General features: G+C 66.1%; 12 protein-coding genes. 9 read left to right on the top strand and 3 right to left on the bottom strand.

Annotated elements, in window-relative coordinates:
• The first annotated feature begins 346 nt into the window (after nucleotides 1-346).
• The 5 genes from OC450_RS21695 to OC450_RS21675 all read left to right on the top strand — a co-directional run bounded on the left by OC450_RS21695 (nucleotide 347) and on the right by OC450_RS21675 (nucleotide 4986).
• Entirely contained in the window at nucleotides 347-817 is a 471-nt protein-coding gene (locus OC450_RS21695) for a hypothetical protein (protein WP_262048608.1), read from the top strand.
• Nucleotides 818-961: 144 nt separating this feature from the next.
• Entirely contained in the window at nucleotides 962-2257 is a 1296-nt protein-coding gene (murA, locus tag OC450_RS21690; protein ID WP_211383934.1) for a UDP-N-acetylglucosamine 1-carboxyvinyltransferase, read from the top strand.
• A 190-nt stretch (nucleotides 2258-2447) separates the two neighbouring features.
• Nucleotides 2448-3842: an MATE family efflux transporter gene (locus OC450_RS21685; protein WP_211383933.1), complete on the top strand. Its 1395-nt coding sequence runs from the start codon at nucleotides 2448-2450 to the stop codon at nucleotides 3840-3842.
• The gene (locus tag OC450_RS21680) at nucleotides 3839-4327 is read left to right on the top strand and encodes a DUF2867 domain-containing protein (RefSeq protein WP_211383932.1); all 489 of its coding nucleotides are present in this window, start codon (nucleotides 3839-3841) and stop codon (nucleotides 4325-4327) included. The genes OC450_RS21685 and OC450_RS21680 overlap by 4 nt, the downstream gene beginning before the upstream one ends.
• The gene (locus tag OC450_RS21675) at nucleotides 4324-4986 is read left to right on the top strand and encodes a 2-hydroxychromene-2-carboxylate isomerase (protein WP_262048607.1); all 663 of its coding nucleotides are present in this window, start codon (nucleotides 4324-4326) and stop codon (nucleotides 4984-4986) included. The genes OC450_RS21680 and OC450_RS21675 overlap by 4 nt, the downstream gene beginning before the upstream one ends.
• 1 nt (nucleotide 4987) lies before the next feature.
• Here OC450_RS21675 and OC450_RS21670 read toward each other — a convergent pair whose 3' ends face one another.
• Nucleotides 4988-6103 carry an FUSC family protein gene (locus tag OC450_RS21670; RefSeq protein ID WP_256807615.1) on the bottom strand — a complete coding sequence of 372 codons (1116 nt, stop codon included), beginning with the start codon at nucleotides 6101-6103 and terminating at the stop codon, nucleotides 4988-4990.
• Between the two features lie 123 nt (nucleotides 6104-6226).
• Between OC450_RS21670 and OC450_RS21665 the strand changes: the two genes are divergently transcribed.
• Nucleotides 6227-7594, top strand: a complete 1368-nt coding sequence (locus OC450_RS21665) for an MmgE/PrpD family protein (RefSeq protein ID WP_211383929.1) — start codon at nucleotides 6227-6229, stop codon at nucleotides 7592-7594.
• Between the two features lie 56 nt (nucleotides 7595-7650).
• On the opposite strand, the gene OC450_RS21660 is transcribed toward OC450_RS21665, so the two are convergent.
• Nucleotides 7651-9078, bottom strand: coding sequence for a serine hydrolase domain-containing protein (locus tag OC450_RS21660; RefSeq protein WP_262048606.1), 1428 nt, complete (start codon nucleotides 9076-9078; stop codon nucleotides 7651-7653).
• 146 nt (nucleotides 9079-9224) lie between these two features.
• Nucleotides 9225-10286 carry an AraC family transcriptional regulator gene (locus tag OC450_RS21655; RefSeq protein ID WP_211383927.1) on the bottom strand — a complete coding sequence of 354 codons (1062 nt, stop codon included), beginning with the start codon at nucleotides 10284-10286 and terminating at the stop codon, nucleotides 9225-9227.
• A gap of 286 nt (nucleotides 10287-10572) precedes the next feature.
• On the opposite strand from OC450_RS21655, the gene OC450_RS21650 reads away from it, so the two are divergent.
• From OC450_RS21650 to OC450_RS21640, 3 genes are all read left to right on the top strand, one after another.
• The gene (locus tag OC450_RS21650; RefSeq protein ID WP_211383926.1) at nucleotides 10573-11490 is read left to right on the top strand and encodes a pirin family protein; all 918 of its coding nucleotides are present in this window, start codon (nucleotides 10573-10575) and stop codon (nucleotides 11488-11490) included.
• Between the two features lie 77 nt (nucleotides 11491-11567).
• Nucleotides 11568-12482: a phosphoribosylaminoimidazolesuccinocarboxamide synthase gene (locus OC450_RS21645; protein WP_211383925.1), complete on the top strand. Its 915-nt coding sequence runs from the start codon at nucleotides 11568-11570 to the stop codon at nucleotides 12480-12482.
• 300 nt (nucleotides 12483-12782) lie between these two features.
• The gene (locus OC450_RS21640) at nucleotides 12783-14999 is read left to right on the top strand and encodes an SLC26A/SulP transporter family protein (RefSeq protein WP_262048612.1); all 2217 of its coding nucleotides are present in this window, start codon (nucleotides 12783-12785) and stop codon (nucleotides 14997-14999) included.
• Nucleotides 15000-15001: the final 2 nt, after the last annotated feature.

Here is a 15001-nt window from a genome sequence, read left to right as displayed (position 1 = left end):
CCTCACCATGAGGGTCTGATATCTCACCGCAAAACGCGACCTCATCCTGAGGGCCCGCCGTAGGCGGGCGTCTCGAAGGATGGGCCGCAGGCAAGCTGCCCGCCACGCTTTTCTTCATATGCGATAGCCCTGCGCTTGCGGTGGAGGTCGACGCGAAGCGGCGGGGGGGGGCTTTCTCCTCTTGGGGATTGTCCCGTTGCGGCGACACCCTCTCCCCTGCCCTCTCCCGCAAGCGGGAGAGGGGCGCACCGCCTTCGTAGCAACACCTCAGCTGAACCTCCCCTCCCGCCATCGCGACGAAGTGGCATGAACCCGTTGGCCAGTTCCGGCCGGGAAACGTCACGCCATGACCAGCTCGTCAGCGACCAGCACTGCTACGCCATCATCCCGCCGTCTTGGCATCATCGGCAGCATCGTCGGCGTGCTGGCGCTGATGGCCGCTGTCTTGCCGCATTGGGTCGTGCCGATGGTGTTTCCGCCGCCACCGGCGGACCAGGTCATCGTCGACACCGGCCATCGCATCAAGGATCGCGTGATCGCACGCGTGAAGGGTGTGGAATATCAGGCTCCCAGGATCGAAAAATCGGCCGGAAGAAGCTGGAGCGAAACGGCATCCGCGACCGCGATCTCGCTCGGCCTGCTTGCGATCCTGCTCTCGGTCCTTTCACTGATCTTCCGGGAGGAGCGGCTCCTGGCCGGCGTGGCCGCCATCCTCGGCACCGGCGCCATTGCGGTGGAGATCTCCTTCGTCATGATCGGTGCACTGATCCTCATCGCGATTCTCTACGTGGTGGCGAATATCATCGGCTTGTTCTAGGCCCTCCCCGCGCTCCTCACCATGAGGGTCTGGCAGGCACATCGGCGCGGGCGGCTGCGGCCAGCGCAATTGCTACCGCGCTCAATTCTCTGTAGTTTCCGCCCGAAACAGCCCGCCCCACCCAGCAGGACAGCGAGAGATCCCGTGGCGCCCATCCAGTACATCGTCGAAGGCGGTCACCGGCTCTCGGGCTCGATCGAGCCGTCCGGCAACAAGAATTCGGCGCTGCCGATCATCGCGGCCGCCCTGCTCACCGAGCATCCGGTGACACTGGAGAACGTGCCGCGAATCCGCGACACGGAGACGCTGGTCGAACTGATCCGCTCGGTCGGCGCATCCGCCGAATGGACCACCCGCAACACGCTTCATATCCACGCCAAGAGCATCCGCGCCGCCGATCTGGACCCGGAGCTCTGCGTGCGCATCCGCGCCTCGATCCTGCTGGCGGGGCCCCTGCTCGCCCGCTGCGGCGAAGTGATGCTGCCGCCACCCGGCGGCGACGTCATCGGCCGCCGTCGGCTCGACACCCATGTGCTGGCGCTCGAACAGCTTGGCGCCAAGGTCACCGCGACCGACCGGCTCGAATTCCGTGCGGCAAGGCTGGCCGGGGCTGACGTGTTCCTGGACGAGCCGAGCGTCACCGCGACCGAGAACGCGCTGGTCGCGGCGGTCGCCGCCGACGGCGTCACCTATTTGCGCAACGCCGCGTCCGAGCCGCATGTGCAGGACCTCGCCAACTTCCTGGTCGCGCTCGGTGCGAAGATCGAGGGCATCGGCACCAACACCATGGTCGTGCACGGGCCGGCAACGCTGGGCGGCGCGACCTACCGGATCCAGCCCGACCATATCGAGGTCGGCTCGCTGATCGGGCTTGCCGCCGTGACGCGCTCGCCACTGCGCATCCTGCGCGCCGGCGTCGAGCATCTGCGCTCGATCCGCATGGGCTTCGAGCGGCTCGGCATCGTCTGCCGCATCGAGGGCGACGATCTCATCGTGCCCTCGAACCAGACGATGAAGATCCAGGACGACTTTGGCGGTCACGTGCCGAAGCTGGAGGACCAGCCCTGGCCGGCCTTCCCGGCCGATCTGATGTCGATTGCGATCGTCACCGCTACGCAATGCGAGGGCGTGATCCTGATGTTCGAGAAGATGTTCGAATCGCGAATGTTCTTCGTCGACAAGCTGATCGCGATGGGCGCGCGCATCGTGCTGTGCGACCCGCACCGCGCCATCATCGCCGGCCCCAGCCGTCTGCACGGCGCGACGATGACCTCGCCCGACATCCGCGCCGGCATGGCGATGCTGCTTGCGGCGGTCTGCGCCGAGGGCACCTCGACCATCAACAACGCCGACCAGATCGAGCGCGGCTATGAGCGCATCGAGGAACGGCTGAACGCGCTGGGCGCGAAGATCAAGCGCGTGCCGGAACGGAAGGGCTGAGGCACTTCGCCTCCCAATCCGAAAATGATCTCGTGCGCCGGATGCAGCGCAGCACGTCAGTGATGCGCTGCTGAGCCGGGGCCCATACCGCAAAGACAGCGCTCGTGATCCTGGGTCGGCTCGCGCTCCGTGCATCCGGGACACGAGTGAGGCCATGTTTTCGTCGTCCGGTCGTGCTATTGAGCCGCCCATGCTCGACACCGCCCGACATCCTTCGCGGCCGCAAGCCGGCGTGCCGCCCAATCCTCTCGCCGACGAGTTCGTCGAGACGCTGCGGCTGGCCGTGCCGATGATGCTGACGCAGCTCGGGCAGATCGCGATGATCACGACCGATCTCGCGCTGATCGGACGGCTCGGCCAGGATGCGGTCGCCGCGGCCGCGCTGGCGCACACGGTCTATTTCGTCAGCTTCACCTTCGGGCTCGGGTTGATGGCGGCGGTGTCGCCGTTGGCCGCGCAGGCGTTCGGTGCCGGCGATGTCAGGCGCATCCGCCGCTCCCTGCGCGTCGGCCTCTGGGTCGCGTTTCTGATCTCGCTGCCGATGATGGCCTCGCCGCTCTATGGCGACCACATCCTGATCGCGCTCGGTCAGACGCCGCAATTGGCCGCACTTGCGCAGCACTATCTCTACGGGCTGGCCTGGGGCATCGCGCCGGCGCTCGGATTCATCGCGCTGCGCAGCATGATGAGCGCGGTGAACCGGCCGCAGCCGCCGCTGTGGATCACGCTCGCGGCGATTCCCGTCAACGCGGCGCTGGTCTACGTCCTGATCCACGGCCTGTTCGGCCTGCCGGAGCTCGGCCTGTTCGGCGCGGGGCTTGCGACCACGCTGGTCAATCTCGGCACGTTCGTCGCAACGCTCGCCATTGCCGGCCTGCGCAAGCCGTTCGCGGACTATCACCCGCTCGCCCGTCTCTGGCGGATCGACTGGCCCCTGATGCGCGAGCTGATCGCGATCGGCGCCCCGATCTCGTTCTCGCTGCTGCTGGAATATGGCCTGTTCTCGTCGGCGGCGCTGTTGATGGGGCTGATCTCGACCGCCGCGATCGCCGCCCATCAGATCGCGCTCCAGGTCACCGCGGTGTTGTTCATGGTGCCGCTCGGCATCGGCATGGCGGCGACGGTGCGGGTCGGCCAGGCCTTCGGCCGCGACGATCCGCTCGCGGTGAAGCGCGCAGGGCTCGTCGCGGCCCTGCTCGGCGTCGCGCTGGTCTCCGCGCTGACGGTCGCGATCATCCTCGGCCGCTATGAGCTAGGACGGCTGTTCTTCGGCAGCGGCGCCGAGAGCACCGCCACCGTCGAGCTGACCGCAACGCTGCTGGTGGTCGGTGCGACCTTCTTCATTGCCGACGGCCTCCAGACCATCATGGGCGGCGCGCTGCGCGGCATCAATGACACCAGGATGACACTGATGTTCGCCGCGATCGGCTATTGGTGCGTCGCATTTCCCGTCGCCTGGGTGCTGGCTTTCCACGCCGGGCTGGGCGCGGTCGGCGTCTGGATCGGGTTCTCGATCGGGACGTTCGTCTATGCCGGGCTCTTGATCTTGCGCTTCCGAATGCTGACGCGCAGACTGGCGGGATGATCAGGACGGTCCGCGAAGTCACCCCCGATGTCGACGCCGGCACGCTGCTTGCCGGCGCGCAGTTCATCGATGCGTTTCGCGTGGAGATCGGCGCAGCGGCCGTGAACGCCCGCGAGGCCTGCACGAGGATGGTGCTGCACGGGCCGCGCTGGATCGATGCGCTGATACGCCTGCGCAACATCCTGGTAACGCCGTTCGGCTTGAAGACATCGGGCGAAGGCGCACCGGCGCCGGGCGGCTTGATCGGCCTGTTTCCGGTGCTGAGCGAGACGCCGGAGCGGCTGGTCGCGGGCTTTGACGATTCCCATCTCGATTTTCGTCTTGTCGTTGACGTGACCGGCGATGCCGCAGCTCGCGAGGTGACATCGACCACGCTGGTTCGCACCAACAATCTGCTCGGCCGCAGCTACCTCACCCTCATCATGCCGTTCCACAAGCTGGTGGTGCGCAGCATGATGGCGCGGATCGTGGAGCCGGCGCGATGACGCCCGTAACGCTCCTTGCCGTCGACCTCTTCTATTCCTACCGCAGTCCCTTCAGCTATCTGGCGCTGCCCAAGACGCTGAAGCTGGTCGCGGAGTACGATCTGGCGGTGAACCTGCGGCCGGTCTATCCGCTCGCGGTCCGCGTGCCCGGCTTCTTCAAGAAAGCCAGCCCGAACTTCATTCGCTATGTGGTGCTCGACAGCACGCGCGTGGCGCAGCACGAGGGCATTCCGTTCCGCTTTCCGAGACCGGACCCGATCGTGCAGGACAAGGTGACGTTCGATGTCGCGGCGGAGCAGCCCTACATCCACCGCCTGACCCGGCTGGGCGCGATGGCGCAGCTGGAAGGGCGCTCGCTCGCATTCACATACGCGATCGCGCGCGTGCTGTGGGACGGCTCGGTCGCGGGCTGGAACGAGGGCGACCATCTCGCGCGCGCCGCCGAGGCCGCCGGCTTCGATCTTGCCGCGATGGATGCTGCGATCAGCGCAGATCCGGATCGTTACGAGCAGGTGATCGCGGAGAACGAGAAGGACCACGCCGCATCCGGCCATTGGGGCGTGCCGACCTTCGTGTTCGAGAACGAGCCGTTCTTCGGCCAGGACCGCATCGACCTGCTGCTCTGGCGCATGCAGGGCAAGGGGCTGACGAAACGGTAGCTCACTCCGCCAACCGCGCGGGCTTGTCGGACGCGGCCTCCGACCATTCGCCGACGACGCGGTCGAGATCGCAGAGATTCTGGTGCATCTGCTCCAGCGAGAAGCCGATGGCGAAGAAGCGCTCGGCGGTGTCGCCGGAATGGCCGCGGATCAGGCCGTCCTGGCGAACGGCGGCAACCGCGTCGGCGTAATGCTGGAGCGCGACATGCACGGGATGGATCGGCGGCGCGCCGGCACCCTCGCGCATGGCGGCGGCGGCCGAGCGCAGGAAGCGGTCGATCGCGTTCGAGACTTCCGCAAGCGGCGCGGCGAGGCGCATCTGCACCTCGGCCGGCAGCGGCACCACGGTGGCGCGGCCGATCATCACGACATCATGGCGGAGCCGCAAGATCGTGCGCAGCAACGGGCCGGTGTCGGGCCCGCCCGACAGCCGCGCGGCGCGCTCGCGCTCGGCCTCGGCGCCGATCGCATTGAGGCCGACCATTGCCGTGCCGATGCCGTCCTGGATCCGGTGCAGCGCATCGTTGTCGCGGCCGCGCGTCAGGCCGGCGAGCAATTCGGTGAAAGCCTCCGCGATCAATTCGAGCAGTTTTGCCGCGCTGGCGCGGATCTGCCGGACCGCGCGCGAGGGCAGCACCAGGAACGAGACCAGCAGCCCGGTAACGGCGCCAACCGAGACCTCGCTGACGCGATCGATCGCCGAGGCCATGGGATCGGCATGATGCATGGTCGGAAGCACGAGCACGATCACCGCCGTCACCGTTGCAGAGCTCAGGTTCGGATAGATCGCCGCGACAAAGGCAAGCGGCGCCACGGCCAGCACCAGCAAACCCAGAAGACCGAGTTCGCCGGAATAGGGGATCAGGATTGCGATCGCGCCACCATAGATGGCGCCGCCGATCGTGCCGATCATGTAGTCGCGCGTCGCCTTCAGCGAGCGTCCGACGCTCATCTGGGTCACGATGATGGAGGTGAGGACGGCCCAGAGCGGCAACAACAGGTGTAGGGCGGTGGCAAGTGCATAGGCCCCGGTGGCCGCCACCGTGACCCGGACCGCCAGCCCCAATTGCGTCTTTCGCGACCAGACCTGGTCGAACATTTGTCTTGCGAGTGCCATCGTCGAAAGTCCCGGTCCGATCCTCTTGCACCTGCCATAAGCATAGCTGGTGCCCGCGGCCGCAAGGCCGCTTGAAAGGCCCAATCAGCCCGCCTAATTTGCGCGCCAAAACGAGGAAACACGATGGCCCACGAAACCGCAACGCTCGCCGCCTATGTCGCCAGCCTGAAGTACCAGGATATTCCGGCGGAGGTGCTGGATCGCGCCAAGGTGCTGACGCTGGATTTCCTCGGCAGCGCGATCCGGGCCCGCAGCGAGGCGGAATCGACCCCCTCGATCCTGAAGATGCTGGAAGCGCTGGCGCTCGACACCAAGGGCGAGTCCACCGTGTTCGGCGATGCCAAGACCTGGACGCCGGCGGTCGCGGCGCTGCTCAACGGTGCGCTCGGCCATTCGCTCGACTTCGACGATACGCATGCCGATTCCTCGCTGCATCCGAGCGCACCGGTGGTTCCGGCGGCGTTTGCCGTTGGCGAGATGGTCGGCGCCTCCGGGCGCGACGTGCTGACCGCGATCGTGGCGGGCTATGAGGTTTGCTGCCGGCTCGGCAACGCGCTCGATCCGACCTCGCATTATGCGCGCGGTTTCCACCCAACCGCCACCGCCGGCACCTATGGCGCGGCGGCGGCTGCGGCCAAGCTGTTCGGGCTCTCCGAGCCGCAGATCATCGCCGCCTTCGGCGTCTCCGGCAGCCAGGCCGCGGGCTCGCTGCAATTCCTCGTCAACGGCGCCTGGAACAAGCGCTATCAGGTCGGTGCCGCCGCGATGAACGGCGTGATCGCCGCGACGCTAGCGCGCACCGATTTCGTCGGCGCGACGGAATCGGTGGAAGGCAAGCATGGCCTGCTCGCCGGATACACCGACGATGCGCATCCGGACAAGGCGGTCGCCGAGCTCGGCAAGGCCTATGAGACCATGAAGATCGGCGTCAAGCCGTATCCGAGCTGCCGCTACACCCATGCCGCGATCGACGCGCTGATCGCGATGCGGCGCGAGCACAATCTGACGCCGGACCAGGTCAAGCGCGTCGAGGTCGGCCTGCATCGCAACGGCATCACGCTGACCGGCGATGCCGCGACCAAGCGGCATCCGACCTCGATCGTCGGCGGCCAGTTCTCGATGTTCTTCACCGGCGCGCTCGCGCTCGACCAGGGCTCGTTCGGCTGGGACGACTATGGCCGCCTTGGTGACGCCGCCATCGACGCGCTCGCCGACAAGTTCGACGTCGTGCAGGACGACCGGCTCGAGGTCGGCCGCACCCATCCGTTCGGCGCCCGCGTCAGCATCACCACCGATGACGGCGTGCACGAGCGGCTCTACGCCGATCCCTCCGGCGAGCCGAATTCGTTCCCGGACGCACAGGCCATGCAGCAGAAGTTCCTGACACTGGCCCGCCCGGTGCTGAATGCGCGGGCGGAGAAGTTTGCGGATGCGATCATGACGCTGGAGCGGTTCGATCGCGTCGCCAAGGCGACGGAGCTGGGGCGGTAATAGAGTCGCGTTCGCGCGGCTTCGCTCCACCCTCCCCTGGCAGGGTGAGAGACAGCTCAATTCACTCCCGCCATCTTCCCCTTCTCGCGCGTCGCGGCGACCACGTCGCGGACGAGATCGAATACACCATCAGCTAGCGGTGGCGCGTTCGGCGAGCGACCGAGGCGCACAATCACCAGCCGCTCCGACGGGATCACGATGGTGTATTGCCCGATCGTGCCCTTGGCGAAGAAGGCATCGCGCGGCCAGCCGTGTGTGATGCGAAACTTCGCGCCAAAGCTGTCGCCCTGATTGGTCCAGAAGCCGGCGCCGATGCCGACCCAGGCGTGCGGCGTGGCCGTCGCGGAATAGTTCACCCAGCCCTCGGGGAGGATGCGCTTGCCGCCGGCGACGCCGTCGTTGAGATAGAGCTGGCCGAAGCGCGCCCAGTCGCGCGCGGACGCCAGCATTTCGCTGGAGCCCTCGATCGTACCGGCGCCGTCGAGCTGAAGCGTGACGTGCTTCATGCCGAGCGGCGCGAACAATTCGCGGCGCGCGAAGCGCAGCGCATCCTCGGGTTTTCCGCCGGCGGCGTTGCGGATCAGATGCGCGAGCATGATGGTGTTGCCGTCGTGATAATTCCACACCGTGCCCGGCGCGGTCGCGAGCGGCATGCTTGCGGCATAGGCAGCCATGTCATCCTCGGCGAATTTCATGGTGTTGACCGGCTCGAGCACGGAGCCCAGCGAGGCCTCCAACGAGCTTCCGAGCGCAATGCCGGCGGTGTGACGCAGCAATTGATCGACGGTGATGGCATGACGCGGATCATCCGGATTTTGCCAGGCGGCGACCGGCGCAGGCCCGTCGAGCTTCAGCTTGCCCTGGCGCACGAGGATGCCTGTCAACGCAGACATCACCGACTTCGTCATGGAGAAGCCGAGCAGCGGCGTCTCCGGTCCAATGCCATCCGCGTAGCGCTCGGCGATGATGCGGCCGGCCTTCATGACGACGATCGCGCGGGTGCGGCGATAGGGCGGCCGTGCGGGCTCGGCGAAGGCGCGGTCGAGCGCGGCTGACAGCTCCTCGCTTTGCGGCGACACCAGTCCCGGACCGGCAATCTCGGGAAGCAACGCCGTCTGCTTGTCGTCGGGCGGCAACGCGACGTCGGCGATCCCCTGTCCGTGTTCGAGCGTGCAGCCGAGGCCCTCGCGATAGACGGCGTGGCTGCGGCCGATGCCGAACAGCGTCACCGTGACATCCTTGCGAACGCGATCGACCTGAAGATTCATCGCCCAGGTGAGCAGACCCGTGCCCGGCATCGCGTCGGTGGTCTCGGCGAGGTCGCGCATGGGATCGAGGCCGGAGACGAACGTCTCCGAGCAGAGCGTGTCAGCGATGAAGCCGGTGGCAACCTTCGGCACGTCGCGGGCCCGCGCCGCGCCGAGGGCGAGGCCGGCAAAGGCGATGGCGGTGGTAGCGAGGATGATCTTGCGGCGGCGGGTCACGGGCTTTCTCCGGCTTCGGGGCGAGTGGCGGAGAAGGAGCCGGATGCGGGCGAAGCGTGCTCGCCGGATTTGAAATACGGCCTCGTCGAAACTGACCGGGGCTAGCCGAATTTGAAATTCTGGCGTTGTTTCAACGGGATAATAATCTAAGCCGCATCGGCCTTGAGCCGTCGATACTCCGTCGGCGTCACGCCGGTGACCGCCTTGAAGGCGCGGTTGAACGGGCCGAGCGACTGGAAGCCGGCATCCATCGCGATGGTAATGACGGGGACCTCGGCCTGGGTGGGATCGGCCAGCGCGGCCTTGGCTTCCTCGATCCGGTGATTGTTCAGGAACACATTGAAGTTGCGGTAGCCGAGCCGCTGGTTGATCAGCCGGCGCAGCCGGTATTCCGGAATTTTCAGCCGGCCCGCCAGCACGCCAATGGTGATGTTCTCCAGGCGATAGACCCGCTCATCCGCCATCAGGCGCATCAGGGCATCGACAAGCTTCTGGTCGGCAGTGTCGTCTGCCGCAGGCTGACTGAAAGCAGTCGGCGGTGCGGGCTCCGCCGCGGCCGGAAACAGGTCCGCCCCGTCAACGCGCATCATGGCATAGACGATCGCCGCAACGGTGCCGGCGAGCACGCCGGCATTGATGGTTTCGGCGACATCGCCGACGTGGTGCCCGGCGACGGCAATCTGGAGCACCGCGTTCAGCCCGCCATAGAGCGCGGTTGCGCAGACGATGAAGACGCGAGCGCTGCGGCGGCGCTCGACCAGGTCGGCCGGCCAGGAGGCCATCGTCTGCCCGACCGCAAGCGCGATGAAACCGAGCACGATCAGATTGACCACCGTCACCGAGAACCGCACATGGCCGCTGGGTGCAATCCAGGCGCAGCCCGCGAAGCTGAAGGCCGTCACCAGCGCCCAGACCGATCCGTGCCACCAGCGGAGGTGAAACTCGTCGTCGAACAGGGAGCGTGTGAACAGCCAGAACACCACGATGCTGCCGGTCGACAATGCGATCAGCGGTGCATGCCAGAGCGGGATCCGCGACGTGACATCCAACGAATAGCTCACGGCATGCGCGGCCGAACTCAGCGCGAACGCAGCGCCGAGCCGGGCCGCGAGCACATTGCGGAAATCCGAGACAAGTGACGCCGCCAGCACCAGCAGCAGCGCTACGGACGCGGCACGAAAGGCAAGTTCGGTTGCGGCAAGTGTCATCTGGTGATGCGATCGGTCGCGGTGGAAATCAACCAAACATCCTTCGTCAGGCCGCGCTTTTCAAGATGGATCACGCCGAATGAGGCGCAGTCTCGATCCCGGGACCGTCGACCTCGATCAGGTTTGCGCCCGGCTTGATCGGAGAAACCATCGTCCGCCCCAGTTTCCAGATTAGGTATCGCCGATATCGCACGATGACGGCAAATAGACCGTCGCGGCAATGCGGAGGCGTCGCGACGGGACCATCAAATCCTGTTACGATCGCCGCAATAAAAGGAGCCCACCGATGAGCTGGCAACCCTCGAACGATCCCGTGCTCGGCGATCCCATGTCCTGCGATGCGCTCGATCTCGTCATCGTGCCGCGCACGCGCGATCTCGGCGACGGCTTCGCCGTGCGGCGCGCGCTGCCGCATGGCAAGCGCCAGATGGTCGGCCCCTTCATCTTCTTCGATCATTTCGGGCCGGTGCAATTCGTTTCCGGCAAGGGCATGGACGTGCGGCCGCATCCGCATATCGGGCTTGCCACCGTCACCTATCTGTTCGACGGCTCCATCATGCATCGCGACAGCGAGGGCAACGTCTGCGAGATCCAGCCCGGCGCGATGAACCTGATGACCGCGGGCCGCGGCATCGCCCATTCCGAGCGCACGCCGGATGCGCAACGCGCCTCGGGCCAGCAGATGCTGGGCCTGCAAAGCTGGATCGCATTGCCGGCCGGATCGGAAGAGATCGCGCCGTCATTCCAGCACTACGGTGCCGGTGATCTGCCGATGATCTCCGAGCGCGATTTCACCGCGCGCGTGATCGCGGGCTCAGCCTTCGGCATCACCTCGCCTGTCACGATGGTCTCGCCCTGGTTCTACACCGAGGTCACGGCGGTTGCGGGCGCGAGCGTGCCGCTCGACCCCGACCACGAGGAGCGCGCGATCTACGTCGTCGACGGCGAGATCGAGATCGCGAACGAGCGCTATGAAGGGCCCCGGCTGCTGATCTTCCGGCCCGGCGATCGCATCACGGTGAAGGCGCTCAAAGCCACGCGGATGATGTTTCTCGGCGGCGATGCGCTGGAGGGGCCGCGACACATCTGGTGGAATTTCGTCTCCTCCAGCAAGGAGCGGATCGAGCAGGCCAAGCAGGACTGGAAAACCGGCCGCTTCGCCGCGGTTCCGCAGGAACATGAGTTCATTCCGCTGCCGGAATAGGCTATCCCGATCCTGGCCGGGCCATTCAGCGCGGCCGTGATCTCCTGTCGAAGGCCGTGCCTGCGAAAGATTTGCCGATGACCACCATGCTCTCCAGCGACCTGCCTTTGCCCAAGATCGGACGCGGCAAGGTGCGCGACATCTACGCCGTCGACGACGACCGCCTACTGCTCCTCACCACCGACCGCATCAGCGCCTTCGACGTCGTGATGGGCGAGACCATCCCGATGAAGGGCGCGGTGCTGACCCAGATCAGCGCGTTCTGGTTCAACGAGCTCGAAGGCGTGGTGCCGCATCACATGATCAGCGCCGACACCGACGAGATCATTGCCGCCGTGCCGGCCTTGAAGCCGCACCGCGCCGAGATCCTCGGCCGTGCCATGCTCTGCCGCCGCACCACCGTGTTCCCGATCGAATGCGTGATCCGCGGCTATCTCTCGGGCTCGGCCTGGAAGGAATATGCCGCCAGCGGCACGCTCGCCGGCGAGAAGCTGAAGGCGGGTCTGGTCGAAAGCGAGAAGCTGGAGCCCTCGATCTTCAGCCCGGCGACCAAGGCCGAGACCGGCCACGACGAGAACATCACCATCGCGCGGATGCGCGAAGTCGTCGGCGAGGAGGTCGCCTACACGCTCGAGAGCATGACGCGCGCGGTCTACACGCTCGGCGAGGAACTGGCGCGCGAGCAGGGCATCATCATCGCGGACACCAAGTTCGAGTTCGGCCGCGACAAGAACGGCCGCATCATCCTGATCGACGAGGTGATGACACCGGATTCCTCGCGATTCTGGGCGGCCAGTGCCTACAAGCCCGGCCAGCCGCAGGCGAGCTTCGACAAGCAGCCGCTGCGCGACTATCTCGACGTCGAGCGCCGCGCCGGCCGCTGGAACGGCGACGCCCCGCCGCCGCCTTTGCCCGCGAGTGTGGTGGAGGCGACGAGCAAGCGGTATCTGGAGGCCTATCGACGGGTGACGGGGAGCGAGCTGAAGATCTAGCCCGGCTGCTCGTCTCGCTCCGTCATTGCCGACCGGCTCGATGCCTCCCCGGCGCGTCCTGGCTTTCGCCAACACGACACCGATTGCAAGGCGGGCGCTTCGGCTCCTCCATCCACCACGTATGATTGGCCGTTCACACGCCATAGATCGCGCGTCCGACCGGCGCGGAACCTGCCGACGGCTGAAGCCATCAGCATCGCTCAAACTTGTCGGATAACTCATACTTGCAAGAATCCTGTTGCGCTAGGCTCGCAGTCGTCTACGTCTCGAACAGGAATTTTCATGAGCGAGTTTCACGGCGTGACCGATCCTGCAATTGGCTTCACTCCGTCGGCCGGGCTCAATCCGGCCCTCAAGCGTGCGCTGAATGACATATTGGGCGGGAGCGCCGCCAGCGTCCTGACCGTCACCTTCGGACTTTCCTACGCGCTGCTGATCTTCGCGGGACCGCTCTCGCCCTATCTGTCCTACGGCATCGCCGCGACCTTCATCAGTTCCGCGGTGCTCGCGGCCGTCATCGGGCTGGGAAGCTCCCTACCCTTCGCGGTTGCCGGCCCTGACAGCTCGACCGCCGCGGTGACGGGCATTTTGGCCGCCTCGCTGGTCGAACGCATCGAAGCAGCCGATTTATCGGCACCCCTGCTCTCGCCCGTCCTGATCACGCTAGGCCTCTCGACCGTGCTGACCGGGATCGTGCTGTGCGGACTGGGACTGACGCGGATGGGCCGCGCGATCCGCTACGTACCTTATCCGGTGATAGGTGGCTTCCTCGGCGCCACCGGGCTCCTGATCATCATGGGCGCGATCCGGGTGATCACCGATCATCCCATGCAGTTCGCCACGATGTTGCGCTTCACCAATGGCGTCACGCTTGCGGAACTGGGCGCCGCCTGCGCGATGGCGCTGGTGCTTTATCTGACGTGGCACCGCTCGCGCAGCCCGTTCGGATTGCCCGTCATTCTGATCGGCGGCATGCTCACGGCACATCTGGCGTTTTGGATCGCAGGGATCTCGCCGGAGGAGGCGCGTGCCCTGGGCTGGACCTTCCAGCCCCCGCCGCCCGCGGCCTTCATGCTGCCTTGGCACAGCGACGACCTCGCGCATTATCCGTGGTCCGCCGTGCCGGACCTGCTTGGCAATGTCGTCGCCGTCATCTTCGTCACGGCGTCCAGCACGCTGTTCAACACGACGGGAGTCGAGGTTGCCGTGCATCGCGAAACCAATCTGGAGCGCGAGCTGAACGTCACAGGTGTCGCCAACATCCTGACTGGCGCGCTCGCCGGCTATGCCGGCTGCATCTCGGTCAGCCGCACGATCCTGAATTTCAGCAGCGGCGGCCGGGGACGCCTGTCCAGCCTCACGGTTGCGGCCATCTCGCTGCTGATGCTCGCCGTCGCGCCGGAGCTGCTCGGCTTCATGCCGAAATTCGTGCTTGGCGGCCTGCTGCTCTATCTCGGCGCCGACCAGCTCCATAAATGGCTGATCGAGTCGCGCAAGCGGCTCTCAAGGCTCGAATATGTATCGCTGGTCGCCATCATCGCGATCATCGTCGTCTGGGGTTTCGTGCCGGGCATCCTGATCGGCGTCATCATCGGCTGCGCGACGTTTGCGTTCAGCGCCGCGCGGGTGAAGTCGATCAAATACAGTTTCGACGGATCGGAATATCGCTCCTCGCTCGACCGCTCGCGCGACGACCAGGACGTGCTGCTGGCCCATGGCGGCAAGATCCAGGGCCTCAACCTCCAGAGCTATCTGTTCTTCGGTTCCGCCAACCGGCTCTACCAGCACGTCAAGCGGCTGCTCCGGGAGCGCCCGGAATGCCGCTATCTGCTGTTCGATTTCAAGCTCGTCACCGGAGTGGATTCGTCGGCGGCCTATAGTTTTGCGCAGATCAAGCGCAGCGCAGGCGATCTCGGCGTCGAGCTGATCCTGGTGCATCTGTCGGCCGCGGCCGAGAAGGTGCTGCGCGCCAGCGACTTCGTCGGCGAGGGCGTCACCATCATCCCCGAGCTCGATCGCGCGCTGGAATGGTGCGAGAACGAGCTCATCTCGCAGCACCGGGAGCTGGCGCAGGAAGAAGCCAGCCTGCGCGACTGGTTCGCGCGCATCCTCGGCAGCGAGGACGACGCCGACGAGTTGATCCGCCGCTGCCACCGCATCGAGGTCGAAGCCGGGGAGGTGATCGTTGAGGCCGGCGACCCCGCCGATTCCATGCACTTCATCCTCGAAGGCCGCGTCGGCATCATGATCCCCGCCGACGACGACCGCACCACGCGCGTGCGCAGCCTCGGCCGCTACACCACGATCGGCGAGATGGGCCTGGTGTCGAACACGCCGCGCAGCGCTACGATCCAGGCCGAAGTCGACAGCGTGCTATACGTGCTCAACACGCATCAGTTCGACGCGATCAAGACCGAGGATCCCGCGCTCAGTCACAAGCTCTTGACCTACTTCGTGTCGGTGATGGCCGAGCGGCTGACGTTCGCGAACCGGACGATCGCGGTGCTGCGGCGGTGATC

Origin of the sequence: Bradyrhizobium sp. Bra78 (assembly GCF_024519855.1) — a bacterium.
Taxonomy (GTDB): Bacteria; Pseudomonadota; Alphaproteobacteria; order Rhizobiales; family Xanthobacteraceae; genus Bradyrhizobium; species Bradyrhizobium japonicum_G.
Note: the sequence above shows the minus strand (reverse complement) of the source record. Positions and strands in the feature narration are given on the sequence as shown.

Bases quoted from the DNA above. Each gene is read 5' to 3' on its own strand.
- OC450_RS21695 (WP_262048608.1), top strand. From the start codon at position 347: ATGACCAGCTCGTCAGCGACCAGCACTGCTACGCCATCATCCCGCCGT.
- OC450_RS21685 (WP_211383933.1), top strand. From the start codon at position 2,448: ATGCTCGACACCGCCCGACATCCTTCGCGGCCGCAAGCCGGCGTGCCG.
- OC450_RS21680 (WP_211383932.1), top strand. From the start codon at position 3,839: ATGATCAGGACGGTCCGCGAAGTCACCCCCGATGTCGACGCCGGCACG.
- OC450_RS21675 (WP_262048607.1), top strand. From the start codon at position 4,324: ATGACGCCCGTAACGCTCCTTGCCGTCGACCTCTTCTATTCCTACCGC.
- OC450_RS21670 (WP_256807615.1), bottom strand. From the start codon at position 6,103: ATGGCACTCGCAAGACAAATGTTCGACCAGGTCTGGTCGCGAAAGACG.
- OC450_RS21665 (WP_211383929.1), top strand. From the start codon at position 6,227: ATGGCCCACGAAACCGCAACGCTCGCCGCCTATGTCGCCAGCCTGAAG.
- OC450_RS21655 (WP_211383927.1), bottom strand. From the start codon at position 10,286: ATGACACTTGCCGCAACCGAACTTGCCTTTCGTGCCGCGTCCGTAGCG.
- OC450_RS21650 (WP_211383926.1), top strand. From the start codon at position 10,573: ATGAGCTGGCAACCCTCGAACGATCCCGTGCTCGGCGATCCCATGTCC.
- OC450_RS21645 (WP_211383925.1), top strand. From the start codon at position 11,568: ATGACCACCATGCTCTCCAGCGACCTGCCTTTGCCCAAGATCGGACGC.